Below are 23,341 nucleotides of genomic sequence, written 5' to 3'. Positions count from 1 at the left end.
CAAGGAAAAGCCTTACAGAACGGAGATTTAGGAGCGTAAAGGGAGGAGAAACGAGAGTTTGGCGATGTTTTTGACCCGACAAGCACAAACAGCTCAAAGAGCTATGGCTCGAAGTTAAAGTAATTTATTAAGAGTAAGATTTTTTTGGTATTACGAAGATGCATCTGCCAATGATTCGGCAGGGAGGGATTCTTGCGTTACTACCGGGTTTCTGCCCGAGATTCGGACAGAAGGAAAAAAGGTGGAGAGTCGATCTGTAAGCCGGGTTCTGTCTTGAACAGTCATTCGTCTACGATGGCCATCACTGGACACCTTTAGCAACCTACCCGGTCCCAGCGCGGGCCACGCCTTGGGACCCTATTTGGTCTTGCTCCAAGTGGGGTTTACCTAGCCACGAACTGTTGCCAGTCGTGCGGTGCGCTCTTACCGCACCTTTTCACCCTTACCGGCACCGAAGTGCTTAGGCGGTTATTTTCTGTGGCACTTTCCGTAGGCTCACGCCTCCCAGGCATTACCTGGCACTTCGCCCTATGGAGCCCGGACTTTCCTCCCCCCCCTAATTTTCATAGAGGGCAGCGACTGTCCAATCGACTCTCCGCCGCGCAGGTTAACGGCACGGCGGACTTAGGACAAGTAATAAAAGTTCAGAATTGCCATCACGTTCAGACGAAATACAGCTTTAACCCCTGAACTATTCGGCTTTCTGTTTATCCAGCGCAACTTGATACAACACGTTCTTGCGCAGACCGGTAATTTCCGCAGCCAATGCAGCGGCGCGCTTGAGGGGCATCTCCTTGAGCAACAGGTCGAGGATGCGCATGGCTTCGCTGCCCACGGCGTCTTCGCTTTCCGGCGCCGTCCAGCCCGCAACCAGCACCACACACTCGCCGCGCTGCTGGTTGCTGTCACCCTCGACGAAGGCACGCAGTTCTTCCAGGGGCAGGCCCTTGAGTGTCTCGAAGGTCTTGGTCAGCTCGCGGGCCAGCAGCGCCAGGCGCTCGCCACCGAATACCAGCTCCATATCCTGCAAGCATTCAAGGATGCGATGGGGGGCCTCATAGAAGATCAACGTGCGCGGTTCTTCCTTTACCGCCTCAAGGCGCGCGCGCCGCCCCACAGCCTTGGCCGGCAGGAAACCTTCGAATATGAAGCGGTCCGACGGCAGGCCCGCCGCCGACAATGCTGCGATTAGCGCGCACGCCCCCGGAACAGGCACTACATTGATACCAGCGGCACGCGCCTGGCGCACCAGGTGATAGCCCGGGTCCGAGATCAGCGGCGTGCCCGCATCGGAAATCAGTGCCACATCGTCACCGGCCAGCAGGCGCACGATAAAACGGCTGCCTTCTTCGCGCTCGTTGTGTTCGTGGCAGGCCGCGAGTGGCGTGCTGATACCAAAATGCTGCATCAAGCGTTGGGAGTGCCGTGTGTCTTCGGCCGCGATCAATTTAACGTCACGCAACACTTTCAGCGCCCGGGCACTGATGTCGTCCAGGTTGCCAATGGGCGTCGCCACGACAAAAAGCGAGCCTGCAGTGGAATTCAAAGGACCTGGAGCAGTCAAAACGCACACCTCGATGGTTGGGAAAAGTCGCATTGTAGCGCGTAGACGCCTCGATAATATGCCCTCACGGTCAGCCGCAGATGGCTGCCGGCAACATTTGCACGACCTAATTCGACGGTTTCACGCCAGTAACATCGCGCCTGGGCCAGTGCTTGGGTACAATTCCACGCTAATTTGATCGGTATCAGGAACACTTACATGATCGCTTGCCTGCGGCTGCTCTCCGCCCTTTGCCTCGCTGCCCTGTTGGCCGCTTGCGCCAGCTCGCCCTCGTCCAGCCTTGGCGACCTTCCACGGACCCCGGACGCCAGTATCGAGCAATTGCTCGAACAGGCCACCTCCGCCAAGACGCCAGAAAAGGCCGCATTGCTGCGCCTGAGTGCGGCAGACATGGCCTACAAGCAGAACAACCCTGGCCGTTCGTCGCAGATTCTTGCGCAAGTGCCCCTGGATGTTCTCAAGCCCGCCGCGCAAGTCTTTGCCAGCACCCTGGCCGCCGAACTGGCCATGGCGCGCAACCAGCCCAAGGCCGCACTGACGGCGCTGAGCCATCCCAGCCTGCTCAGCCTGAAGGACCTGCCGACCGAGCAACAGCTGCGCACCGGCAGCGTGCATGCCCGCGCCTATGAAGCCGATGGCCAGACACTGGCCGCCGCCCGCGAGCGCGTGGCCATGGCCCCGCTGCTCAGCGGCGACGCCGCCAAAAGCAATCACGAAGCCATTTGGGCCCTGATTGCCGCAGTGCCTGCCGACCAACTGCAAGCCAGCGGCAACCCGACGCTCGACGGCTGGATCACCCTGGCCCAAGCGGTCAAGGGCGCCGGCACTCTGGAGCAACAGCAAGCCGCCATCGACACTTGGCGCGCGCAGAACCCAGGCCATCCTGCGGCGCTGCAACTGCCAACTCCGCTGACCAAGCTCAAGGAACTGGCCAGCCAGCCCCTGACCAAGATCGCCCTGCTGTTGCCGCAGGAAGGCCCGCTGGCCTCCGTGGGCAAGGCATTGCGCGAAGGTTTCATGGCCGCGCACTACCAGGCTGAGCAAGCCGGGCAGAAGCCGCCGGTCATCGAGTTTTTTGACAGCTCGCGCCTGACCTCCATCGATGACTTCTACGCCAAGGCCCAGGCTGCCGGCGTGCAACTGGTGGTCGGCCCGCTGGAAAAACCACTGGTCAAACAGCTGAGCGCACGCCCGCAACTGCCGATCACCACCCTGGCCCTAAACTACAGCGAAGCCGACCAGAACCCGGCGCAACTGTTCCAGTTTGGCCTGGCGGCTGAAGACGAAGCTCGCGAAGTCTCGCGCCGCGCCCGTGCCGACGGCCTGCATCGCGCGGCGGCCATGGTGCCGCGTGGTGAATGGGGCGAGCGTGTCTACAAAGCCTTCCGTCAGGATTGGGAAGCCAACGGCGGCACCGTTGTCGGCGTCGAATACGTCGATCAACCGGTCGCCCTCGCCCAGCAGATCGCCGACCTATTCCAACTGCGTAAAAGCGAAGGCCGCGCCAAGAGCCTGCAAAGCACCGTCGGCACCGACGTTGCCGCACAACCTTCGCGCCGCCAGGACATCGAGTTCATCTTCCTGGCCGTGACTCCGCAGCTGGCCCAGCAGATCAAGCCGACCCTGAACTTCCAGTACGCCGGTGATGTGCCGGTGTATGCGACGTCCCACGTGTTCAGCGCCAGCGGCGACAAGAACCAGTACCTGGACATGACCAACGTGATGTTCTGCGAAACCCCTTGGTTGCTCAACAGCACCGACCCGCTGCGCAACCAGGTCGCCGCACAATGGCCGCAAGCCAATGGCAGCCTGGGTCGCCTGTACGCGATGGGCGTTGACGCCTATCGCCTGGCGCCGCGCCTGGGCCAGCTCAAGGCATTGCCGGACACCCGTATTGATGGCCTCTCTGGCAACCTGGGTATCAGCGCCAGCCAGCGGGTTGATCGCCAGATGCCATGGGCCAAGTTCGTCGGCGGCGACATCCAGCGCCTGCCCGACACGCCGCGCTGATGCCCGAGCGGTCCAGCGCACAAAGCGGCAAGGACGCCGAACTGCAAGCTCTGAATCATTTGCAACAGCAGGGTCTGCGCCTTCTGGCGCAGAACTGGTTATGTAAACGCGGTGAGCTTGATCTGGTCATGCTTGACGGCGATACAGTAGTATTCGTCGAAGTCCGCTACAGAAAACACGCACAATGGGGTGGCGCGCTCGCCAGTATCGACGAGCGCAAGCGTCAGAAGCTGATACTCGCCGCGCAGTTCTTCCTGCAAAAAGAGCATCGCTGGGCCGACGCCCCCTGCCGTTTCGATGTGGTTGCCATAGAACGCACACCGTCTGGTCAGGCTGATCTGAACTGGCTCAAAAATGCCTTCGACAGCTGATTCACCGGACATCTTCACCACACACTTTTGCTCTTTGCTTTGCGGGCTGCACATTCCTGTGCCAAACAGCCGCGCTACTTAAGGTCACACAGATGGACATGCAATCCCGAATTCGCCAGCTTTTCCAGGCCAGCATCGACACCAAGCAACAGGCGATGGACGTACTTGCACCGCACATCGAGCAAGCCAGTCAGGTCATGGTCAACGCCTTGCTCAACGAGGGCAAAATGCTTTCGTGCGGCAACGGCGGTTCGGCGGGTGATGCCCAACACTTCTCGTCCGAGCTGCTCAACCGCTTCGAACGCGAACGCCCGAGCCTGCCAGCCATCGCCCTGACCACCGATTCGTCGACGATCACCTCGATCGCCAACGACTACAGCTACAACGAAATATTCTCCAAGCAGATCCGCGCCCTGGGCCAACCCGGCGACGTGCTGCTGGCGATTTCCACCAGCGGCAACTCGGCAAACATTATTCAAGCGATCCAGGCCGCACATGATCGCGAAATGGTTGTCGTAGCATTGACCGGCCGCGATGGCGGCGGCATGGCGTCGCTGCTATTGCCAGAAGACGTGGAGATTCGCGTCCCGGCCAACGTCACTGCACGTATTCAGGAAGTCCATCTGCTGGCGATCCACTGCCTGTGCGATCTGATCGACAGCCAATTGTTTGGGAGTGAAGAATGACCGTTAACCGCCTCAGCCTATTGGCCATCACGCTGTGCCTTGCTATCACCGGTTGCAGCACCGCCATCACCGCAACACGTGACACCCCGATCCAGGACGACAAGGGCACTCGCACCTTCGGCAGCAAGATTGACGACTCGTTGATCGAAACCAAGGTTGAGGTCAACGTCGCCAAAGCCGCTACCGACCTGGGCAACGGCGCCTCGCGCATCGTCGTCACCAGCTTCAACGGCGTGGTCCTGCTGGCCGGCCAAACCCCGCGTGCCGACCTCAAGGCCCAGGCAGAACAAGCCGCTTCGGCCGTGCAACGGGTGAAAAAGGTCCACAACGAACTGCAGGTCATGGACCCGATCACCCTGCTGGCCATCAGCAATGACGCGCTGCTGACCACCAAGATCAAGGCCCAGATGCTGACCGACAACGCGATTCCCGGCTCCCGGATCAAAGTCGTCACCGACAACGGTATCGTCTACCTGATGGGCTTGTTGACCCAGGCGGAAGCCACCCGCGCAGCCAATCTGGTACAGGGTGTGTCCGGCGTGCAGAAAATCGTGAAGGTGTTCGAGTACATCGACTGATGTAACCGACAGCCACAAAAAAGGGCGCCGTGCATTGACTGCACGGCGCCCTTTTTATTGCTGCGGCGTTATTGGTACTGCGAGTACGGGTTGCCCTGGAACTGGTTGTTCTGCTGCTGCGGCGCCTGTGCGCCTGGCTGGCCGTACTGCTGGCCAGGGATCGGGCCGAGGTTCACTTCCACGCGACGGTTCTGGGCACGACCGTTGACGTCGGCGTTGCTGGCAATCGGGTTATCCGGGCCCGCACCACGCACACTCAGGTTGGCCGAGCTCACACCCTGGGAAGTCAGGTAGTTGGCCACGCTCTGCGCACGGCGCTGGGACAGGTCCATGTTCAATTGGCGGCTGCCGGTGCTGTCGGTGTAGCCGACGATCTGGATGGTGTTCTGGTTAAACTGCTTGAGGGAGTTGGCCAGGTTGTTCAGCGGCTGGTAGAAGCTGCTGGAGATCGCATCCGAGTTGGTGGCAAAGGTGATGTTGCCCGGCATGATCAGCTTGATCTGGTCGCCCTGGCGCTGCACTTCAACCCCGGTATTGGCCATGCTTTCACGCAGTTTCTTTTCTTGCTGGTCGGCGTAGTAGCCGTAACCCGCAGCACCCGCGCCAGCCACCACGGCACCAATCAGCGCCCCCTTGCCACGGTTGTTATGGTCGATGGCCGCACCTGCCAATGCACCGGCCAGGGCACCCAAGCCACCATATTTGGCGGTCTTGCTCATTCCGCCGGATTCATTACTCGCCTGCCCCTGGCTGCTGCCGTCATAAGGGTTAGGCGTAGCGCAGCCGGATAACAGGGCCACGACGGTGGCGACAACAAGCAGACGACGGGAAGTGAACATGAAGGAAGCTCCTACTTTTGCATTCTGTGATGCAGAGGACATTGGCAATGGACCTGTGCCGAGGTTGGAACACGTTAAAGGACAAAAATTCCATGGGCGGCAGGCGCCCGCTCTACAACAGGTGAGCACACTAAAACCCTAGCAGACCCTTGCTGAACGGGAATTGTCTTTTTCTCTGTATGTTTCGTCGGAAGGTTGCCACTGGGCATCCAGAAAAATGCCGAGGCCCCCTCAAGCCCTGACAAACGGGTTCTCACGCATCTCGTCACCCAGTCGCGTGTCCCGCCCATGCCCGGTCACGACCGTCGCGTCTTCGTCCAGGGTATACAAGCGCTGCTTGATCGAGCGCACGATGGTTGCCTGGTCCCCGCCCCACAAATCCGTGCGCCCCACGCCACGCCGAAACAGCGTATCGCCGGCAATCAGCAGCTTGGCATCGGCAAACCAGAAGCTCATCGAACCCGGCGTATGCCCTGGGGTATGCAGCGCCACACCACAACCGCAAGCCAGCTCTTCATCATCTTCCAGCCAGCGATCCGGCGATGGCACCGGGGTGTAGGGCACGCGAAACATCTGGCACTGCATCTCGAGGTTGTCCCACAGGAATTGGTCTTCCTTGTGCAGGTGCAAGGTGGCACCGGTCTTCTCTTTCAACTGGCCGGAAGCGAGGAAGTGGTCCAGATGGGCGTGGGTATGGATGATGCTCACCACCTTGAGGCCCAGCGCATCCAGGCGCGCGAGGATCAATTCGTGGTTGCCACCCGGGTCGACCACGATGGCTTTTTTGGTGATGGGGTCGCCGATGATGGTGCAGTTGCACTGCAACGGGCCGACGGGGAAGGTTTCGCGAATAAGCGTCGGTGTCACGGTTTCCATGAACGGTCCTCTAGTGCAAATCACAGGGCGTTTTCGGGCGACTATCGCCGGAATAATTGCACTATTAAACCAGATTGGCCTCAGGCTTCAGCCAATCAACCGCAACTCCTGCGCCCGCGCCACCGCCTGGGTGCGGCGTTCCACGCCCAGTTTGCTGTTGATATGGCTGGCGTGGGTCTTGACCGTGTGCAAGGAGATGAACAAGCGGTTGCTGATTTCCTGGTTCGAACAGCCTTCGGCGATCAATTGCAGCACTGCCATCTCCCGCGCGCTCAGGGTTTCCTGCATCGGCACGGTGTCAGCCACCACGACCGCCGGCAACAGCGCCAGCAGCGCCTGGTTCAATAGGCCGTGGGGGTCTTTGCCCAGTTGTTCGCGCATCCACTGGGGATGGTTGTCCAGCAGGCGCTGGAACGGTTGTAATGCGCCGCCTGCGCCCGTCTCAAGGGCCTGGGCCACGATCAGGCGGGCCTTGGTTTCGTGGCCGCTCTCCAGCAGCAACTGCGCCTGCTGGGTCAGGGCCATGAGGGCGATCATCTGCCGACCGCTGTTATGTGCCTGTTGCGCCAGCTCTTCGAGGCGATGCAGGGCGGCGGCGGATTGATGGCGCGTGGCATCCAGCGCGGCCTGCTGCAAGCCGATATGTTGCGGCAGGTGCGGATGGAACTCCGGCGCGGCCGCGGCGTGCTCGCCGTTGTAGGTCTGCCCCAGCCGAGTCAACCAGGCGTCGGCGAGGTCTGTGCGGCCCTGGGCCAGCCACAGCTCGCATTTGATCAAGGTGATCATCGCCAGGTAGTAGATCGGCGGCACGTCCCAGATATGCATCAAGCGCTCCGCCTCGGCCAACTCGGCGAACGCCCTGGGGAAGTCACCACGGCGCCCTTCGAAGTTGGCGATCACGCAATGCCCAATGAGCACACTGATATCACGGCAAGCACGAGCTTCGGCCAGGCCAGCGCGCAAGCGTGTGATCCCGGCCTCGGGCTGGCAGCGCATCAGCAGCAAATAGCCTTCGTACAGCGCCAGGCGGGCGCGCACTGCATACAGCCGCTGCGGCGCAAGCCCCTGCAAACGCTGCAAGCCCTGGCGGACTTCGTCCAGGGAACGCAGGATTTCGCCCCGGGCCTGTAGGACCCGTGCGCGATCGTAGTGAGCCAAAGCTTCAAACAGCGGGTTGCCGACACGTTGCGCCAGCTCCAGGGATTCGCGGTTCAGGCCCCGCGCGCGCCACAGGTCGGCATCGACGATGGCCAGGTTGGAGAGCGTCGACAGGCACATCAGTCGCTGGCCATAACGTCGCTGCGGCAGGCTTTCCAGCGCTTCACTGCAATAACGCTGGGTCAGCTCGCGATCACCTCGGCCACGCGCGATGATCCCGCTCAATGCCAGCCACTGAGCCAGCATCGATTTTTGCGCAGTGGCCGACGGCGCCGGCAGGAAGCGGCTGAGGTAGCCGGACAGTTCTTCCGCCGCGTCCAATTGGCACGCCAGACCCAAGGCCCAGCTGTAGAGCACGATCAAGCGCGGTGTGCTGATCAACAGGCTGTCGGGCAAGTCCATTTTCCAGCGCAGCAGCATGCCGACATTCTGCTCGGCCAGCAGTTGCTCTTCGGACAGGTTCTGCACCAGGTTGGCCGCCACATCCAGGTGACCGGCGCGTAACGCCTGCTCCACCGCTTCATCGATCAAGCCCTGGGCATTGAACCAGCGGCAGGCGCGCAGATGCAGGCTGGCGGGCGGCAACACGTTGCTGCTGGCGCGACGGGTGCGCAGCAAGTCGGAGAACAGATGGTGATAACGGTACCAGTGACCTTGGTCGTCCAGCGGCACCAGGAACACTTGGTGGGCTTGCAGGTAGCGCAGGATCTCGGCGCTGTCGTGGGCTTCGCGGACAGCGTCGCACAATTCGCTGCAAAATCGCTCTTGCGGCGCGGTGTCGTACAGGAACGCCTGCACTTCCGGGGGCAGGCAGTCGATGACCTCTTCCAGCAGATAATCGCGGATCAGCCCTTCGCCACCATGCAGGCTCTGCGGCAACGCGCCGTCGCTGCCGGCTTCGGAAGCCGCCAGCACCCAGAAGCGCAGGCCAGCCACCCAGCCTTCGCTGCGGCGGATCAGGTTGTCGAGGGCTTCGCCACGCAATGAGCTGCTGTGGCGGTCCAGCACGGCCAGGGACTCGGCGTGGGTCAGGCGCAGGTCTTGCTCATTGAGTTCCAGCAAGTGCCGCGACAAACGCAGCCGCGCCAGATGCCAATCGGGACGTTGGCGACTGGTGACCAACACCACCAGGCCATCGGGCAAATGGTTGAGGAAAAATTGCAGGCAGCGGTCAAGTACCGGGCCCTGGGCCAGATGATAGTCATCCAGCACCAGCAACAGCGGCGCGCGGGTGGATAGGTGTAGGGTCAGCTCATCGAGCAGGCCATCGAGCCATTCTTCAAAGGCGAACGGTTGATGACGCTGGCGCATCTTCAGCAGGCCCAGGGATTGGGCACCGAGTTGCGGGAAATATTGCTGCAAGCCGTCGAGCAGGCGTTCCAGGAAACGGCCGGGGTCATTGTCCCGTGGGCTCAGGCCCAGCCACAGGCTTTGCCAGTGCGCGGGCAGGCTCTGGCAGAACTCCACCGCCAGCGAACTCTTGCCGAACCCGGCCGGCGCACTGACCAGCAACAGTCGCCCGTCCAGCCCGGCAGTCAGCCGTTCGCACAGCCGCGGTCGCAGCACGTAGCCGTCGGGCAGGGGGGGCCTGTAGAAGCGACCTTCCAGGGTCGGAATCACCGCACTGGCAGGCCCTTGGATTCGGGACAGATCAGTCATCGCCGGGCTCTTGTAGAAGGCTGTTGTCGGCATTGCAGATGTCCGCAGACTAGCGGTAAAAGCGGCAGGTTTGTAGATCTTTGCAACATTTGCCTGAAAAAGAACTGCGACAAAAAAATTCACCACAAACAAATGTGGGAGCTGGCTCCCATACAAGCCAGCTCCCACATAGGTGCGTTACACAGGTGAATTATCGCGGTTTAGCGAACACCGTCCTGGCGCAGGGCCGCTGGGGTGAAGTCGCTGGTGGTAGCGGTGAAGCCGAAGTCATACGCCTTCTTCTCTTCGTTCTTCATGCCCAGGGCCAGGTAGCGACCGGATTGCAGGTCGTAGATGGCTTCCAGGGCGTACCACGGCACTTGCTTGTCGTAGTAGTTCTCGGCATGGGCTTCAGACACGCGCCACAGCTGGTTGCGACCGTCGTACTGGTCGATCACCGCTGCCTGCCAGGTATCTTCGTCGATGTAGAAGTCACGCTTGGCGTAGATGTGGCGCTGGCCTTCCTTCAAGGTGGCGACCACGTGCCAGACGCGACGCAGCTCGTAACGGGCCAGGTCCTGGTTGATGTGGCCGGCCTTGATGATGTCGGCATACTTGAGTTTCGGGTCGTCAAGCTTGTAGCTGTTGGAGGCGATGTACATCTCTTTCTTGCCTTCCAGCTTCCAGTCGTAGCGATCCGGCGCGCCGTTGTACATGTCGAGGTTGTCGGAGGTGCGCAGGCCGTCGGCGGCGGTACCCGGGCCGTCATAGGACACTTGCGGGGCCCGGCGCACACGGCGCTGGCCCGCGTTGTAGACCCACGCCGAACGTGGCTCCTTCACCTGGTCCAGGGTTTCATGCACCAGCAACACGGTACCCGCCAGGCGTGCTGGCGCGGTTACTTCCTGCTTGAAGTAGAACAGGATGTTTCCCGGATTTTTCGGATCGTAGTCCTTCATCTTGTCGCGGAAAACGAACTGATCGCGGAAATACACCAGGCTGTAGGAACCGTTCGTTTGCGGAGTAGCCTGGGTCACCAGACGCGTCACACTGCCGCCGCGATAGCGGGTGATGTGGTTCCAGATGACTTCGACGCCGCTTTTCGGAATAGGGAACGGAATGGCGGACTCGAAGTTTTCCAGGCCGTTGCCGCCAGACACCAGGTTGGTGCTGGTGGCGTTCTTCTTGATCGAGGCAAACACATCAGCCGGCACCGTGGCGCCACGATGGGTCGGGTAGACCGGCATCTTGAAGGTGTCCGGGTAGCGCTTGAACATCGCGTACTGCCCAGGTGACAACGCGTCCTTGTACTGATCGACGTTCTGCGCGGTGATAACGAACTTGGGCTGCTCGCTGGCGTAAGGGTTGGCCAGGAAACCACGGGCATCAACGCCGCCGGCGTTGGTCGCCAAGGGTTGCCAGGCGGTGATGGTGCCCGCAGCGTTGGCGCCGCGTTCAGCGCCCATCGGGGTCAGGGTTGTGTCGAGCTTGGCGGCCTCGCTCGCCGAGACTGCCGCCATGACGTTGCTCGCCAGGATCGACAGCCCAAGCACACCTACGTGCAACAGACTTTTAGTTATTTTCATATGCTGGTTCTTCCTGAAATACGGTCGCTTAGAAGTTCATGCCGAAGCTGAGCGCAACAAAATCCCGGTCATCCACCGTGGTGTACTTGCCATCAAAGAAGTTGGTGTACGACAGGCCGGCGGTGTAGGTGTTCTGGTATTCCGCATCCAAGCCAAGGCTGACGGCCTTGCGGCCTTCTTCGAAGTTGCCGCCAGGGCCTGGCGAATAGCCGCTCACGTCATGGGACCAGGCCACGCTCGGTCTGAGGTTGATACCCGCAAACACGCTGTTGTAATCCCAGATGGCGCGAGCGCGATAGCCCCAGGAGTTGGCCGTGGTGAAGCCGTCGTTTTCGCAGTAGCGCGACAGGTTGTTCTGTGCAGCCCCAGTCAAGGTTCCGCTGTTCAAGGTCTGGCACGTGTTGTTTGGCAGCGGGCCAGGGCCGTAGCTAGGGTCGCGGCCGTAGCGGGCCTTGGAGGTTTTTTCCAGGCCGCCCACGTGGGTGAAGCCGACTTCACCGACAACCGTCAGTCGCTCAGCGCCCATCACCTGATCGAAGAAGTGGGTAAACGTGGTTTGCAGTTGAGTGACTTCTTTGCGGCGATAGCCCGGTTGATCCTGGTCCGCCTTGCCTTGCAGTACCGAATAGTTAGCGGCTGCCGGGTTTACTGCGGCCAGAGGCGTCAGCCCCGAATACAGAATGTCCGTGGTGTTCAACTGCACAGGCGCATTCGGACGGTAGCTGATCTCACCACTCCACGCGGTACCGGTAGGCAATGTGGTGGAGAAGCTGAGGCCGTACAGGCGAATGTCCTCAGGATATTCGACGTAGTAGCTCGAATTGCCGGCAACCACGAACGGCAACAGCGATGGCGCGATCGCACTGGCTTGCCCCAGGGTCAAACCCTGGCCCATCAATGATCCGACCAGGTTAGCAGGGCTGTACTTGCTCGCCGCCGCCCCTCGCCCGCTGAAAATCGGCGCGCGGCTGTGGTAGTTCATGAAGTAAGCGCCGAACTCGGTGTCCAACGGTTCGAACATGTAGTGGGCGGCGAAACCAAACTGACCGCTGTCCCGTGCATCACGATCAGGACCACGGCGCACGATGGCGCCTTCATCCGGCGATCCAAAGTTCACGCCCTGGGCCGCCAGCGCGCCGAATGCCGCATTGCGGAACGGCGCCGGCAAGGCATTGGACAGGCCTTGTTTGGTTCGCAGCACCGCAAGGTTGTTGTCGCAACCGTCAGCGATCACGTCAGGCTGCGAGAAGAATGTCCCGCAGTTGTCGACCACAGTCTGGTCCCATTCCAACTGATAGAAACCATCCACCGACAGGTTGTCCGTCACGCTTTGCGACAGATAGAACATGTTGACCGGAATCAAGCCTTCCTTGATCTCGGCCCCCGGACGACGGAACGCCGACACGTCGATCGGGTTGATGGAGTTGATACCGCCGCCGATGAAGGTACTTTCACCCCAGCTGACTACTTGCTTGCCGAAGCGCACCGAACCCGGCAGGTCGGCAATGTTGTAGTTGTGGTAGATGAAGGCGTCGAGGATCTGCGCGCCCGAGGACTTGGCGCCCTCTTTGCGGTTGTTGTCGCTGATGTCCTTGAACGGACGGCTTTCATCCTTGAGTTCGAAGTCGTACCAATACTTGCCACGCACGAATACACCGGTGTCGCCGTACTTCAGTTCCAGGTCGTGGATACCCTTGAAGATCTTCGAGAACGTTTCCCCGCGCTTGAAGTTCAAGTGCCCGTCGTCAGAAGTCTGCGAGAGGCCATGCCCGCCGTTGTTGGAGCCGATGAGGTTCTTGTTGGCTTTTTCTGTAGACCAACTGGCACCCACGGAAAGAGACGAGTCAAAACTCCCTTCGATTTCACCGACGTTGAAACTGACGCCGAATGCGGGCCCGGCGAGCGTAGAAGCGAGACTGACGGCCAGGGGCAGTCTTGCCCGGCGCCAGAACTGGTTTACTGAGGTCATCGACGCTACTCCATGTGCATTATTGTTATGGCAGTGAGTTCAATCTTCTGGATGCATGTAACGGCCGGAATACAACGATTCCAATGCCGGACGGCAACTGAGCCCCCATGGCCCGAAGCGCAACATCCTTGAAAAACTCAGGGGGGACTATAGCCAGCAGGGGGTAGTGCTTGATCCCTCTAAAGTGTGATTTGCATCACCGACCCGTCTGCCTCAACCCTTTCGCCACGTCGGCGAGGGCCGACGCGGCAAGGATGGCTGAAAATCGGCAAATCACAAGTAAAGGTGCCAGATAGAGCGTTGCCGTGCCCGAACGGGCACGGCGAGGGGCGTCAGAGGGTAGACAGGAACGTGCTGTTGTTGGCCTGCCATTCAATGATGTCGATGCGGATACGCTTTTTGTCGAGTTTGCCGACACTGGTCTTGGGAATTTCCGTAACAACAGCGATCTGGCTCGGGATCGCCCACTTGCTCAAATGGCCCAACTCCACAAACGGCTTGAGATGCTCCTTGAGCTCGCGGGCCCCTATCACATGGCCATCACGCACCACCAGCAAGGCAAACGGGCGCTCGCCCCACTGCGGATCGGCAATGCCCACCACCGCTACTTCGCGTACCGCCGGGTGACGGCTGACCAGGTCTTCGAGGGCCAGGGACGAAACCCACTCGCCACCGGTCTTGATCACGTCCTTGATGCGGTCACGGATATCGATCACCCCAAACGCATCCAGCGTGGCCACGTCGCCGGTGTGCATCCAGCCGCCTTCCCATAGCTCGGCGCCCTTCTGCGGTTCGTTGTAATAGCCTTCGGTCAGCCACGGCGCGCGCAGCACCAACTCGCCCTGGGACTCGCCATCGGCGGGCAGGAAATTGCCGTCACCGTCGACAATCGCCGCCTCCACCAACGGCCCGGGCACGCCGGCCTTGATGCGATAGGTGGTGCGCTCGTCTTCGCTGCCGGCCATCAATTCTTCGTTGAGGTGGGCGCAGGACACCAACGGCCCGGTCTCGGACATGCCGTACGCCGCCGTCAGCTGGATCCCACGCGCCTTGGACGCTTCGTACAGCGTGCGGTTAAGCGCACTGCCGCCAATGACGATTTTCCAACCGCCAAAGTCCACACCCTGCGCCGCCTTGGCGTTGAGCAGCATTTGCAGAATGGTCGGCACGCAGTGGGAGAAGGTGACCTTTTCCTTGCGCCACAGCTCCACCAGGTATTCCGGGTCGTAGCGCCCGGGATAGACCTGCTTGAGGCCGAGCATGGTCGCCACATACGGCAGGCCCCAGGCGTGTACGTGGAACATCGGCGTGATCGGCATATACACGTCGTTGGTGCCCAGCAAGCGCACGCTATCGACGCTGCCCATGATGGTCGCCACACCGATGGTGTGCAGCACCAGTTGGCGGTGGGTGAAGTACACGCCCTTGGGATTACCGGTGGTGCCGGTGGTGTAGAAGGTGGTCGCGACGGAATGCTCGTCGAAGTCCTGGAAATCGTATGTCGGGCTGGCGGCGGCCAGCAGGGTTTCGTACTCGCCGACGAGGTTGGGCAGCTCGGCGGTTTTCGCGTCCCCATCGGTCAGCAGCAGGGTCTTGTCGACAGTGGTGAGTTGCCCGGCAATCGCTTGGTAAAGCCCCACGAACTCGCTGTTGACCAGCACGAAGCGGTCCTCGGCGTGGTTCATGGTGTAGAGGATCTGTTCCGGCGACAGGCGCACGTTGATGGTGTGGATCACCGCGCCAATCATCGGGATGGCAAACATGCATTCCAGGTAACGATGGCTGTCCCAGTCCATCACTGCCACGGTATCACCGGCCTTGACCCCGGCTTCGGTCAACACATTGGCCAGGCGCGCAACGCGCTCGATCAGCGTCGGGTAGGTGTAGCGCAGCTTGTCGCGGTACACGATTTCGCGGGTTTTCTCGTAGCGGGCCCCGGACATCAACAGGCGTTTGATCAACAACGGGTATTGGTACGCGCCTTCGGCGGGCGGGATAACACGGGTCTGCAACATAGGAATCCCTTTTTATGACTGCACGGTCTTGGCTGAAAGATCTGCACTGTAGAGCGCTTATGTTTCAGCCAAATCAGCCAAAGGAATGATTTGCGGAGGGGGGTGAATGCTAGCTTTGCGCCATCAGCATCGGCTGATGGAGATCAAATGTGGGCTTGCTCGCGAAAGCGGAGTATCAGTCGAAAAATGTTGTGACTGATCAACCCATTCGCGAGCAAGCCCGCTCCCACAGCTACTGAGCTCACTCAGGTTTTATTTCATGCTGGTGAAGGCCAGTTTTACACCGATGGCAATCAACACCGCGCCCATTGTCCGATCAAACCAATGCCCCATCCGCGCAAACCCCGCACGCACGCGTTGCTGGCTGAACAACATTGCCACCAGGCAGAACCACACCGCCGTCGCCACCGCCAGGTACAAGCCATAACCGGCCTGGATCGCCAACGGCGTGTGCGGGTTGATCACCACGGTAAACAACGACAGGAAGAACAGCGTTGCCTTGGGGTTCAGGCCATTGGTCACGAACCCTGCGGTAAACGCCCCGCGCGGGGTGCGCTCGCCGGCTTCGCGGTGCAATTCGCCTTCGGCGGCTGGCTTGGCCGGCTGGGCACGCAGGGCCTTGAAGCCGATGTACAGCAGGTACGCGGCGGCGGCCCATTTGAGTGCGTTGAACAGCACGATGGACTGGGACACGATCAAGCCGATCCCCAACAGCGAATACCCTACGTGCAGGAAAATCGCCGAACCCACACCGAGCGCGGTCCAGGTCCCGGCACGGCGGCCGTGGGTAACACTTTCACGGACCACCACGGCGAAATCCGGGCCCGGGCTGGCCACCGCCAACAAGTGAATCAAGGCCACGGTCAAAAACTCGGCGACGTACATGCGCGCTCCAATTCAAGTAACTGATTATTTCATCTGATAGGCTCGGGAGATTACGCCTTCGAACCCTGTCGCAAAAGGTACAGTTGATGACGAACAATCGCCGCGCCGTCTTCCTCGATCACCCCTCCCTGGACCTGGGAGACCTCGACCTCAGCGAGCTGCAAAACAGCTTCAGCGAACTGCAATTATTCGAGCAGACCACGCCGCAGAATGTGATCGAACGCCTGCAGGGCGCCGAGGTGGCGATCAGTAACAAAATCGCGATCAACGCCGAAACCCTGGCGGCCTGCCCGGACCTCAGGCTGATCCTGGTGTCAGCCACCGGTACCAACAATATCGATCTGCAAGCCGCCCGCGCCCAGGGCATCACCGTGAGCAACTGCCAGGGCTACGGCACGCCGTCGGTGGCGCAGCATACGATCATGTTGCTGCTCAACCTGGCGACACGCTTGCAGGACTATCAACAGGACGTCAGCGCCGGCCAGTGGCAGCAAGCCAAGCAGTTCTGCCTGTTGGACCATCCGATTGTCGAGTTGGAAGGCAAAACCCTCGGCCTGCTCGGCCACGGTGAGTTGGGCAGCGCCGTGGCGCGCCTGGCCGAAGCCTTTGGCATGCGCGTGCTGCTCGGCGCCATTCCCGGCCGCCCTGCCCGCGCCGATCGCGTGCCGCTGGATGAGCTGCTGGCCCAGGTGGATGCCCTGACCTTGCACTGCCCCCTCAACGAACACACCCGTGATTTTATCGGCGCCCGCGAACTGGCTCTGCTCAAACCGGGCGCGTTTATCGTCAACACTGCGCGCGGTGGCTTGATCAACGAACAGGCCCTGGCCGATGCCTTGCGCAACGGCCATCTGGGCGGTGCGGCGACCGACGTACTCAGCGTGGAGCCACCGGTCAACGGCAACCCGCTGCTAGCCGGTGACATCCCTCGGCTGATCGTCACGCCCCACAACGCCTGGGGCAGTCGCGAAGCGCGCCAGCGCATCGTCGGCCAGCTGGCAGAAAACGCCCGGGGCTTTTTCAGCGGCGCCCCGCTACGTGTCGTCAGTTGATAAACTGCGCTCCTTTTCAAGGAGCAGACCATGGATCCGCGCAGTGAAGTACTGCTTCGTCAGGCCGAACTTTTTCAAGGCAACCTGCTGCTGGTAGGTTTGCCCGCCGACGACCTGCTGGGTCGCCTGCCCAACGCCCACGGCTGGTGCTGGCACGCCGGCGACCAGGCGGCACTCGATGCACGTTTTCCCGAGCGCAGCCAGTTCGGGGTCAATGTGCCCAAGCGTGCATTTGATGCGGCGGTGATTTTCCTGCCCAAATCCAAAGACCTCACCGACTACCTGCTCAATGCCGTGGCCGCACGTTTGCCCGGCGCCGAGCTGTTTCTGGTGGGTGAGAAAAAAGGCGGCATCGAAAGTGCTGCCAAGCAGATGATCCCCTTCGGCAAGCCGCGCAAGCTGGATAACGCGCGGCATTGCCAACTGTGGCAAGTCACCGTGGCCAACGCGCCGCAGGCGGTCGAACTGGAGAGCCTGGCTCAAGTGTTCGAAGTGCCGTTGCCTGAAGGGCCGCTGAAGGTCGTGAGTCTGCCGGGGGTGTTCAGCCACGGTCGCCTGGATCGCGGGACTGAACTGCTGCTGGAGCATCTGGACAAACTGCCGAGCGGCCACCTGCTGGACTTCGGCTGCGGCGCGGGCGTGTTGGGCGCTGCAGTCAAACGTCGTTACCCACACAACACCGTGACGATGCTCGACGTGGATGCCTTCGCCGCCGCCAGCAGCCGCCTGACCCTGGCTGCCAACGGTCTGGAAGCCGAGGTGCTGACGGGCGACGGGATCGACGCCGCGCCGATGGGTTTGAACACGATTCTGAGCAACCCGCCGTTCCACGTCGGCGTACACACCGACTATTTCGCGACGGAAAACTTGCTGCGAAAAGCGGCGAAACACCTGGCAAAAGGTGGCGAACTGCGCCTGGTCGCCAACAGCTTCCTGAAGTACCAACCGCTGATCGAAGAGCATCTGGGCGTGTGCGCAATCAAAGCCGAAGGCAATGGTTTCCGCATCTACCGTGCCAAGCGCGGCTGACGGGCGTTTGAAAAAGAAGGCTTGCCGAATGGGTTTTGCCTAGGCAGAATCCGCTCCGTCCTAGGGGAGTAGTCTCCCACGAGCGCCGCGCTCGTCCGGCATACGTCAACATACTTGGTCAACAGACCATGGCGTATGCGACCCAGGTGTCCGCACAGACGGACCGGGGTTTGACAAGACCTATGACACGCACACCTTACCCGGGGCGGGAAGGCTGTACGTGTCATAGCCGTGTCGACCCGCCCCTGGAAACCTACCTGATGCTGGATTCATTACTCGTTCCTACCGCAATCGTTGCCTTGGCCGAAATCGGCGACAAGACGCAACTGCTCGCGCTCATCCTTGCCGCACGCTTTCGCAAACCCTGGCCGATCATCGCCGGCATCGTCGCCGCGACACTGGCCAACCATGCGGCCGCCGGTGCCGTGGGGGCGTGGTTTGGCAGCTTCTTCTCGGATGCGGTGTTGCACTGGATCCTCGCGGCAAGCTTCTGCGCCACCGCGTTGTGGACTTTGGTGCCGGATAAACTCGATGACGACGAAGCCAGCACCACCCGCAAGTTCGGGCCGTTCCTGACCACGTTGATCGCATTCTTCCTCGCTGAAATCGGTGACAAGACCCAGATCGCCACGGTGATGCTGGCGGCACAGTATCCCGAGTTGTGGCTGGTGATTATCGGCACCACCCTGGGCATGTTGATTGCCAACGTACCGGTGGTTCTGGCGGGGAATTTTGCCGCGGAGAAGCTGCCGCTGACCTTGATTCGTCGATTGGCGGCTACGGCGTTCTTTGTGCTGGCGGTGGTTGCGGTGTACAAGGCGATGCAGAGCAGCGGCTGGATCTAGCAGCAAGCCGCAAGCTAAAAGCTGCAAGAAGAAGCAGTGCTTTTTCTTGCAGCTTGAAGCTGGAAACTTACCGCTAAAACTTCAGGACTTCTTGGCCTGCTGATACAACGGCATCACCTTCGGAATCGCCGCCTGCAACGAAGCAATCCGGCTATCCGACGCCGGGTGAGTGCTCATGAACTCAGGCGGCGCCCCTTCCGAAGCCTTGGCCATCTTGTTCCACAGCGTGATCGCCGCATTTGGGTTGTAACCCGCACGGGCCGACAGTTCCAGGCCGATCAGGTCTGCTTCGTTTTCGTTGGCCCGGCTGTTGGGCAAGGTCATGCCGTAGTTGGCCACGGTATCGGCCAATGCCAGGCTGTCCTGGCCCAGGCCGAACAACGCGCCCGCGCCCTGCTTAGCCATCTGGATGCCATAGGCCTTGGACATGGCTTCGCGGCCGTGTTCGCGCAAGGCGTGGGCAATTTCATGGCCCATCACCGCAGCCAGCTCGTCATCCGTCAACTTGAGGTTGTCGATCAGCGCGCTGTACACGAAGATCTTGCCGCCAGGCCCGCAGTTGGCGTTCATCTCGTCGCTTTTGATCAGGTTCACTTCCCACTTCCACTGCACCGCATCGGGGCGGAAGGTCGGTGCCTGGGCGATCAAGCGGTTGGCGATGGCCTGCACACGCTTGGCATTGGCGCTGGTCTTGTCCAGTTGGCCTTTGCTGCTGGCCTCACCCAACGTCTGCTGGTAGGACTGGGCATACATCTGGTCGACTTCCTGGCTCGACAGCATGCTGAACATGTACTGCTTGCGCTCCACGCCAACGGCACCGCCGCTGGTGGTGTTGACCGACTGGCAGCCGGCCAGCAGCAGTGCCGCCGCCAATACGTTTATCGCCAATGACTTCTTCATGAACACTCTCCCTGAAAACATGGCGCGTATCCTAGGCCGTCATTTGTATCGGCGCCAGATACAACAGACGTGTAGCCGCAGAATTTCAGATACATCCCACACGCCGCTCAACCTGGCGTCAAACATTCCGGCCCGTTCAGCTTGGGATCATTGACCATATTGGCCAATACACGCTCACGCAACGCCGTCGGCTCGCTGGCCAGCAACGCCTGAAGCGTGTGCAACGGTGTCTCGGGATTGAGCCAGGCCTCTTGCCCCGCCGCATCCAGGATCAGCGGCCGGCGCTGGCTCTGCGCCGCCTGGGTGACCACCGCCGTGCTCAGCCAGACTTGCTCCTGCACCGGATAGGCTTCCCAGATTGCCGCAAAAAACATCGTGGACCCCTCCCCCGGCGTCAACCAGTAAGGGCGCTTGCGCTGGGTGCCGCGCCATTCGTAGAAACCGTTGGCAGGCAGCAGGCAACGGCGTTGGCGAAACGCTTCGCGAAACATCGGCTGCTCGGCCAGGGTTTCGGCGCGGGCGTGGGCGGGCGTGCGCGAAAGGTCGGTCAGCCAGGGCGGTGTCAGGCCCCAGCGCGCCCGGGCCAGGGTGCGTTGGCCGGCGTCGGAACGCTGGATCAGCACCGAATCATTCGGGGAGATGTTCCACTGGGCCTGCTGGTCGGCCGGAAAGCCCGGCAAGGCAGCAAAGGAGGGGTTCCAGCGAAACAGGGCATAACGTCCACACATGGGGCAACACGACTCTTGGGTAAACCGACCGACAGCCTAACAGACCAACACGTCGGGGAAGCTGTCGGGTTCATCGCCCGGCATGGGTTGCGCGCCGATATAGGCGGTGATCAGCTCGCGTGCATTAGCGGCCTGGTCGTTATCCACCTCCAGGCCCAGCAAGCCGAAAATCGGCAGCTCGCCGGTGCCACCGAGCAAATGGCGCCCCACCAGGTGCGCCTCGATGCCTTCGCTGGCGAGCATCTGCTGCAGCAACTCGCCCTCCATCAGGTTTTCCGGTTCGTAGATTCGCTGCATGGGCGGTCCTGTCATTCGTTTTCACTGCGGGTTTCGAGCATCCACTCGTCGCCATGGACCTGTAGGTCGAAAATGATCGGGCGGCAACACACCTGGCAGTCCTCTATATAGTTCTGGTCACCGCCAGACAAATCCACCGTTGTCTCAACCTCTTCACCACAATAAGGACAATCGTACGTCGCGGTTTCCAGCATCGCAGCCTCCAGAGTGACTTGTGCGTATAATCGCCGGTCTATTTACAGGGCTATTTCCGGCCGGGCCCATTTCCCGGACCGCTCCCTGGCATTTCCTTTACTTACCCTAGCCGTTTCTAACAAGAGAGCATGATGGGCCAATTCGATACCATCCGACCTTACAACGACAGTGAAGTCCCGGCAGTGCTGGACCGACTGTTCAGTGACAAGGCCTTTCTGGACATCCTGACCCACTTCCGCTTTCCGCGCTTCGCCGGCGCCCTGGGCTGGCTGCTCAAGCCGATGATCGCCCGCAAACTGCGCCGTGAATTCGCCGGCGTCACCACCGTGGCGACGCTGCAGGACAAAGTCGAGTACTACGTCGACCACACCATCGACCGCGCGACCGACGGCGTGACCTACACCGGCGTCGAGCAGCTCAAGTCCGGCACCGCCTACCTGTTCCTGGCCAACCACCGCGACATCGTGATGGACCCGGCCTTCGTCAACTACGCCGTGTACCACGCCGGCCTGCCGACGCCGCGCATTGCCATCGGTGACAACTTGCTGCAAAAGCCGTTTGTCAGCGACCTGATGCGCCTGAACAAGAGCTTTATCGTGCACCGCTCGATCACCGGGCGAAAAGAAAAGATGGCGGCGTTCAACCTGCTGTCGGCCTACATCAACCATTCGATCCGCAACGACGGCGAATCGATCTGGATCGCCCAGGCCGAAGGCCGCGCCAAGGACGGGGATGACCGCACTGAGTCGGCGATCCTCAAGATGTTCCACGTCAGCCGCAAGGACGAGCCGTTTGCCGAGGTGATCCAGTCGCTGAACCTGACGCCGGTGTCCATCAGCTATGAATACGACCCGTGCGATTCGGCCAAGGCCCGCGAGCTGTACATCCGCGCCACCACCGGCACCTATTGCAAGGCGCCGGGCGAAGATGACGTGAGCATTGCCCTGGGTATCACCGGCTACAAGGGCCGGGTGCATGTGAACTTCGCCCCGCCGATCACCGAGCGCTTCGAAGACACCAAAGTGCTGGCGATTGAAATGGACCGGCAGATTCTCGGCGGTTACCGCTTGTTCCCGGTGCATTACCTGGCGTATGCGCAATGGAGCGAGGCTGATCCGCAATTGCAGGTGCCAACGGCAGCCGAGGTATTCCCGGCGGATGAACTGGCCAAGGCGAAGGCAGAGTGGGAACGGCGCTTGAACGAATGCCCGGCTGAGCATCGGCCGTTTCTGGTGGTGCAGTATGCGACGCCAGTGCGTAATCAGTACCGCGTGAAGGCTGGCATCCCGCTGTAAACACCGACGCAAAAAAATGTGGGAATTTGCTTGTGTGGGAGCGGGCTTGCCCGCGATTGCAGTGTGTCAGCCTATGCATCTGGCTCAGACAGACCGCTATCGCAGGCAAGCCAGCTCCCACATTTGGTTTTGTGGTGTTCTTTAGAGGCGGGTGCTGATCCAGGAAGTCAGCAGCGCCAACCCCAGGCAGGCGAACCCGATGCGGTACGCCAAGCGATGCGCCCGTTCGGTGCGCACATCCAGAAACAGCATCGGCTGGTCAATCGCGCGCCCTTCGCTTTGCGCGCTCAGGTCGGCCATCGCGCGTTGCTCGCGCAGGCGGGTGATCGCCAGCAGGGCCGCCCCCGGGAAGGCCACCGTTAAAGCCACAGCATTGATCAATAGTGCGGGCAGCGCCATCGCAAACCTCGGTAACACAGTGTCTGGGTATCAGTTCTGATACATGGTTGGACGTAGTAGCCTCGTCAGCCACCACTCTTGCATCCCAACATGAACGGCTAATGTATCCAGTAATTTACGGCGTCACCTGAACGTCACCTTAACAAGCCACTCTGTTGCCCTTCGAACGTTCGGGAGCTTGTCATGCTGCACGCGCACAACCAGGATCGGCTGTATCTGATCGCCCAGAGCGATGAACAAGAGGCGCTGGTCGGCGGCCTCGCGTTCAACGTGCAGGATCGCCACTGGCTGGTGTATTGCGCCCTCGGCGGACACCAGCACGCGGACTTGCCGGAAGCCGATTTATTGACCGGCGTGAGCCTGCTGGACTTCTGTATCGACACGGCCGCATGAAACTTCAGACACAAAAAAACCGGGCTCATCGCT

The 23,341-nt window shown here is 60.8% G+C and carries 22 protein-coding genes, 1 other RNA gene and 1 riboswitch; of the genes, 9 read left to right on the top strand and 14 right to left on the bottom strand.

Going from position 1 to position 23,341, the window contains the following annotated elements; genetic code table 11:
• Positions 1-241: 241 nt before the first annotated feature.
• Together rnpB and rsmI are read right to left on the bottom strand one after the other, a co-directional pair.
• An RNA gene (gene rnpB / locus ACU688_RS07145) (RNase P RNA component class A) lies at positions 242-595 on the bottom strand.
• A 96-nt stretch (positions 596-691) separates the two neighbouring features.
• On the bottom strand, positions 692-1,597 hold the full coding sequence (gene rsmI, locus ACU688_RS07140) for a 16S rRNA (cytidine(1402)-2'-O)-methyltransferase (protein WP_257780672.1): 906 nt from the start codon (positions 1,595-1,597) through the stop codon (positions 692-694).
• Positions 1,598-1,762: 165 nt separating this feature from the next.
• Here rsmI and ACU688_RS07135 point away from each other — a divergent pair, with 165 nt between their 5' ends.
• From ACU688_RS07135 to ACU688_RS07120, 4 genes are all read left to right on the top strand, one after another.
• The gene (locus tag ACU688_RS07135; protein WP_448184182.1) at positions 1,763-3,574 is read left to right on the top strand and encodes a penicillin-binding protein activator; all 1,812 of its coding nucleotides are present in this window, start codon (positions 1,763-1,765) and stop codon (positions 3,572-3,574) included.
• The gene (locus tag ACU688_RS07130) at positions 3,574-3,945 is read left to right on the top strand and encodes a YraN family protein (protein WP_448184181.1); all 372 of its coding nucleotides are present in this window, start codon (positions 3,574-3,576) and stop codon (positions 3,943-3,945) included. The genes ACU688_RS07135 and ACU688_RS07130 overlap by 1 nt, the downstream gene beginning before the upstream one ends.
• Before the next feature lie 92 nt (positions 3,946-4,037).
• Positions 4,038-4,631 carry a phosphoheptose isomerase gene (locus ACU688_RS07125; RefSeq protein WP_017738708.1) on the top strand — a complete coding sequence of 198 codons (594 nt, stop codon included), beginning with the start codon at positions 4,038-4,040 and terminating at the stop codon, positions 4,629-4,631.
• Entirely contained in the window at positions 4,628-5,209 is a 582-nt protein-coding gene (locus ACU688_RS07120; protein ID WP_124527438.1) for a BON domain-containing protein, read from the top strand. The genes ACU688_RS07125 and ACU688_RS07120 overlap by 4 nt, the downstream gene beginning before the upstream one ends.
• A gap of 68 nt (positions 5,210-5,277) precedes the next feature.
• Here ACU688_RS07120 and ACU688_RS07115 read toward each other — a convergent pair whose 3' ends face one another.
• The 7 genes from ACU688_RS07115 to ACU688_RS07085 form a co-directional block, all read right to left on the bottom strand.
• Positions 5,278-6,048 (bottom strand): YiaD family glycine zipper/OmpA-like lipoprotein, encoded by a 771-nt coding sequence (locus tag ACU688_RS07115; protein WP_448184180.1) that lies wholly within the window; start codon positions 6,046-6,048, stop codon positions 5,278-5,280.
• A 231-nt stretch (positions 6,049-6,279) separates the two neighbouring features.
• Positions 6,280-6,924 carry an MBL fold metallo-hydrolase gene (locus tag ACU688_RS07110; protein ID WP_124527439.1) on the bottom strand — a complete coding sequence of 215 codons (645 nt, stop codon included), beginning with the start codon at positions 6,922-6,924 and terminating at the stop codon, positions 6,280-6,282.
• Between the two features lie 87 nt (positions 6,925-7,011).
• On the bottom strand, positions 7,012-9,741 hold the full coding sequence (locus tag ACU688_RS07105; RefSeq protein ID WP_448184179.1) for a winged helix-turn-helix domain-containing protein: 2,730 nt from the start codon (positions 9,739-9,741) through the stop codon (positions 7,012-7,014).
• Between the two features lie 200 nt (positions 9,742-9,941).
• Positions 9,942-11,306 carry a DUF1329 domain-containing protein gene (locus tag ACU688_RS07100; RefSeq protein WP_305432764.1) on the bottom strand — a complete coding sequence of 455 codons (1,365 nt, stop codon included), beginning with the start codon at positions 11,304-11,306 and terminating at the stop codon, positions 9,942-9,944.
• 28 nt (positions 11,307-11,334) lie between these two features.
• Entirely contained in the window at positions 11,335-13,275 is a 1,941-nt protein-coding gene (locus ACU688_RS07095) for a DUF1302 domain-containing protein (protein WP_448184178.1), read from the bottom strand.
• 332 nt (positions 13,276-13,607) lie between these two features.
• A complete protein-coding gene (locus ACU688_RS07090) occupies positions 13,608-15,290 on the bottom strand; it encodes a fatty acid--CoA ligase (RefSeq protein ID WP_448184177.1) in 1,683 nt (560 codons plus the stop codon).
• 252 nt (positions 15,291-15,542) lie between these two features.
• Entirely contained in the window at positions 15,543-16,175 is a 633-nt protein-coding gene (locus tag ACU688_RS07085; RefSeq protein ID WP_124527445.1) for a LysE family translocator, read from the bottom strand.
• An 86-nt stretch (positions 16,176-16,261) separates the two neighbouring features.
• Between ACU688_RS07085 and ACU688_RS07080 the strand changes: the two genes are divergently transcribed.
• The 3 genes from ACU688_RS07080 (at position 16,262) to ACU688_RS07070 (ending at position 19,101) form a co-directional block, all read left to right on the top strand.
• On the top strand, positions 16,262-17,227 hold the full coding sequence (locus tag ACU688_RS07080) for a 2-hydroxyacid dehydrogenase (protein WP_448184176.1): 966 nt from the start codon (positions 16,262-16,264) through the stop codon (positions 17,225-17,227).
• Between the two features lie 30 nt (positions 17,228-17,257).
• Entirely contained in the window at positions 17,258-18,256 is a 999-nt protein-coding gene (locus ACU688_RS07075; RefSeq protein ID WP_448184175.1) for a methyltransferase, read from the top strand.
• A 50-nt stretch (positions 18,257-18,306) separates the two neighbouring features.
• Positions 18,307-18,428: riboswitch (yybP-ykoY riboswitch) on the top strand.
• Positions 18,429-18,516: 88 nt separating this feature from the next.
• Positions 18,517-19,101 carry a TMEM165/GDT1 family protein gene (locus ACU688_RS07070; protein ID WP_016974259.1) on the top strand — a complete coding sequence of 195 codons (585 nt, stop codon included), beginning with the start codon at positions 18,517-18,519 and terminating at the stop codon, positions 19,099-19,101.
• An 81-nt stretch (positions 19,102-19,182) separates the two neighbouring features.
• Here ACU688_RS07070 and ACU688_RS07065 read toward each other — a convergent pair whose 3' ends face one another.
• From ACU688_RS07065 to ACU688_RS07050, 4 genes are all read right to left on the bottom strand, one after another.
• Entirely contained in the window at positions 19,183-20,001 is an 819-nt protein-coding gene (locus ACU688_RS07065) for a M48 family metallopeptidase (protein ID WP_448184174.1), read from the bottom strand.
• Positions 20,002-20,108: 107 nt separating this feature from the next.
• Positions 20,109-20,729: an SOS response-associated peptidase gene (locus ACU688_RS07060; RefSeq protein WP_448184173.1), complete on the bottom strand. Its 621-nt coding sequence runs from the start codon at positions 20,727-20,729 to the stop codon at positions 20,109-20,111.
• Between the two features lie 36 nt (positions 20,730-20,765).
• Positions 20,766-21,026 (bottom strand): putative signal transducing protein, encoded by a 261-nt coding sequence (locus ACU688_RS07055; RefSeq protein ID WP_448184172.1) that lies wholly within the window; start codon positions 21,024-21,026, stop codon positions 20,766-20,768.
• Positions 21,027-21,037: 11 nt separating this feature from the next.
• Entirely contained in the window at positions 21,038-21,220 is a 183-nt protein-coding gene (locus tag ACU688_RS07050) for a CPXCG motif-containing cysteine-rich protein (RefSeq protein ID WP_017738733.1), read from the bottom strand.
• 132 nt (positions 21,221-21,352) lie between these two features.
• On the opposite strand from ACU688_RS07050, the gene ACU688_RS07045 reads away from it, so the two are divergent.
• On the top strand, positions 21,353-22,516 hold the full coding sequence (locus tag ACU688_RS07045; protein ID WP_448184171.1) for a 1-acyl-sn-glycerol-3-phosphate acyltransferase: 1,164 nt from the start codon (positions 21,353-21,355) through the stop codon (positions 22,514-22,516).
• Positions 22,517-22,657: 141 nt separating this feature from the next.
• Here ACU688_RS07045 and ACU688_RS07040 read toward each other — a convergent pair whose 3' ends face one another.
• A complete protein-coding gene (locus ACU688_RS07040; protein WP_448184170.1) occupies positions 22,658-22,915 on the bottom strand; it encodes a hypothetical protein in 258 nt (85 codons plus the stop codon).
• 183 nt (positions 22,916-23,098) lie between these two features.
• Here ACU688_RS07040 and ACU688_RS07035 point away from each other — a divergent pair, with 183 nt between their 5' ends.
• Entirely contained in the window at positions 23,099-23,308 is a 210-nt protein-coding gene (locus ACU688_RS07035) for a hypothetical protein (RefSeq protein WP_105696144.1), read from the top strand.
• The last annotated feature ends 33 nt before the right edge of the window (positions 23,309-23,341 follow it).

The organism is Pseudomonas acericola (SeqCode), from assembly GCF_053456465.1.
The sequence above is the reverse complement of the archived record's forward strand: the minus strand, read 5'-3'. Positions and strand labels throughout refer to the sequence as shown.

Coding starts and splice junctions, on each gene's coding strand:
- rsmI (WP_257780672.1), bottom strand. CDS start 1,597: ATGCGACTTTTCCCAACCATCGAGGTGTGCGTTTTGACTGCTCCAGGT.
- ACU688_RS07135 (WP_448184182.1), top strand. CDS start 1,763: ATGATCGCTTGCCTGCGGCTGCTCTCCGCCCTTTGCCTCGCTGCCCTG.
- ACU688_RS07130 (WP_448184181.1), top strand. CDS start 3,574: ATGCCCGAGCGGTCCAGCGCACAAAGCGGCAAGGACGCCGAACTGCAA.
- ACU688_RS07125 (WP_017738708.1), top strand. CDS start 4,038: ATGGACATGCAATCCCGAATTCGCCAGCTTTTCCAGGCCAGCATCGAC.
- ACU688_RS07120 (WP_124527438.1), top strand. CDS start 4,628: ATGACCGTTAACCGCCTCAGCCTATTGGCCATCACGCTGTGCCTTGCT.
- ACU688_RS07115 (WP_448184180.1), bottom strand. CDS start 6,048: ATGTTCACTTCCCGTCGTCTGCTTGTTGTCGCCACCGTCGTGGCCCTG.
- ACU688_RS07110 (WP_124527439.1), bottom strand. CDS start 6,924: ATGGAAACCGTGACACCGACGCTTATTCGCGAAACCTTCCCCGTCGGC.
- ACU688_RS07105 (WP_448184179.1), bottom strand. CDS start 9,741: ATGACTGATCTGTCCCGAATCCAAGGGCCTGCCAGTGCGGTGATTCCG.
- ACU688_RS07100 (WP_305432764.1), bottom strand. CDS start 11,306: ATGAAAATAACTAAAAGTCTGTTGCACGTAGGTGTGCTTGGGCTGTCG.
- ACU688_RS07095 (WP_448184178.1), bottom strand. CDS start 13,275: ATGACCTCAGTAAACCAGTTCTGGCGCCGGGCAAGACTGCCCCTGGCC.
- ACU688_RS07090 (WP_448184177.1), bottom strand. CDS start 15,290: ATGTTGCAGACCCGTGTTATCCCGCCCGCCGAAGGCGCGTACCAATAC.
- ACU688_RS07085 (WP_124527445.1), bottom strand. CDS start 16,175: ATGTACGTCGCCGAGTTTTTGACCGTGGCCTTGATTCACTTGTTGGCG.
- ACU688_RS07080 (WP_448184176.1), top strand. CDS start 16,262: ATGACGAACAATCGCCGCGCCGTCTTCCTCGATCACCCCTCCCTGGAC.
- ACU688_RS07075 (WP_448184175.1), top strand. CDS start 17,258: ATGGATCCGCGCAGTGAAGTACTGCTTCGTCAGGCCGAACTTTTTCAA.
- ACU688_RS07070 (WP_016974259.1), top strand. CDS start 18,517: ATGCTGGATTCATTACTCGTTCCTACCGCAATCGTTGCCTTGGCCGAA.
- ACU688_RS07065 (WP_448184174.1), bottom strand. CDS start 20,001: ATGAAGAAGTCATTGGCGATAAACGTATTGGCGGCGGCACTGCTGCTG.
- ACU688_RS07060 (WP_448184173.1), bottom strand. CDS start 20,729: ATGTGTGGACGTTATGCCCTGTTTCGCTGGAACCCCTCCTTTGCTGCC.
- ACU688_RS07055 (WP_448184172.1), bottom strand. CDS start 21,026: ATGCAGCGAATCTACGAACCGGAAAACCTGATGGAGGGCGAGTTGCTG.
- ACU688_RS07050 (WP_017738733.1), bottom strand. CDS start 21,220: ATGCTGGAAACCGCGACGTACGATTGTCCTTATTGTGGTGAAGAGGTT.
- ACU688_RS07045 (WP_448184171.1), top strand. CDS start 21,353: ATGGGCCAATTCGATACCATCCGACCTTACAACGACAGTGAAGTCCCG.
- ACU688_RS07040 (WP_448184170.1), bottom strand. CDS start 22,915: ATGGCGCTGCCCGCACTATTGATCAATGCTGTGGCTTTAACGGTGGCC.
- ACU688_RS07035 (WP_105696144.1), top strand. CDS start 23,099: ATGCTGCACGCGCACAACCAGGATCGGCTGTATCTGATCGCCCAGAGC.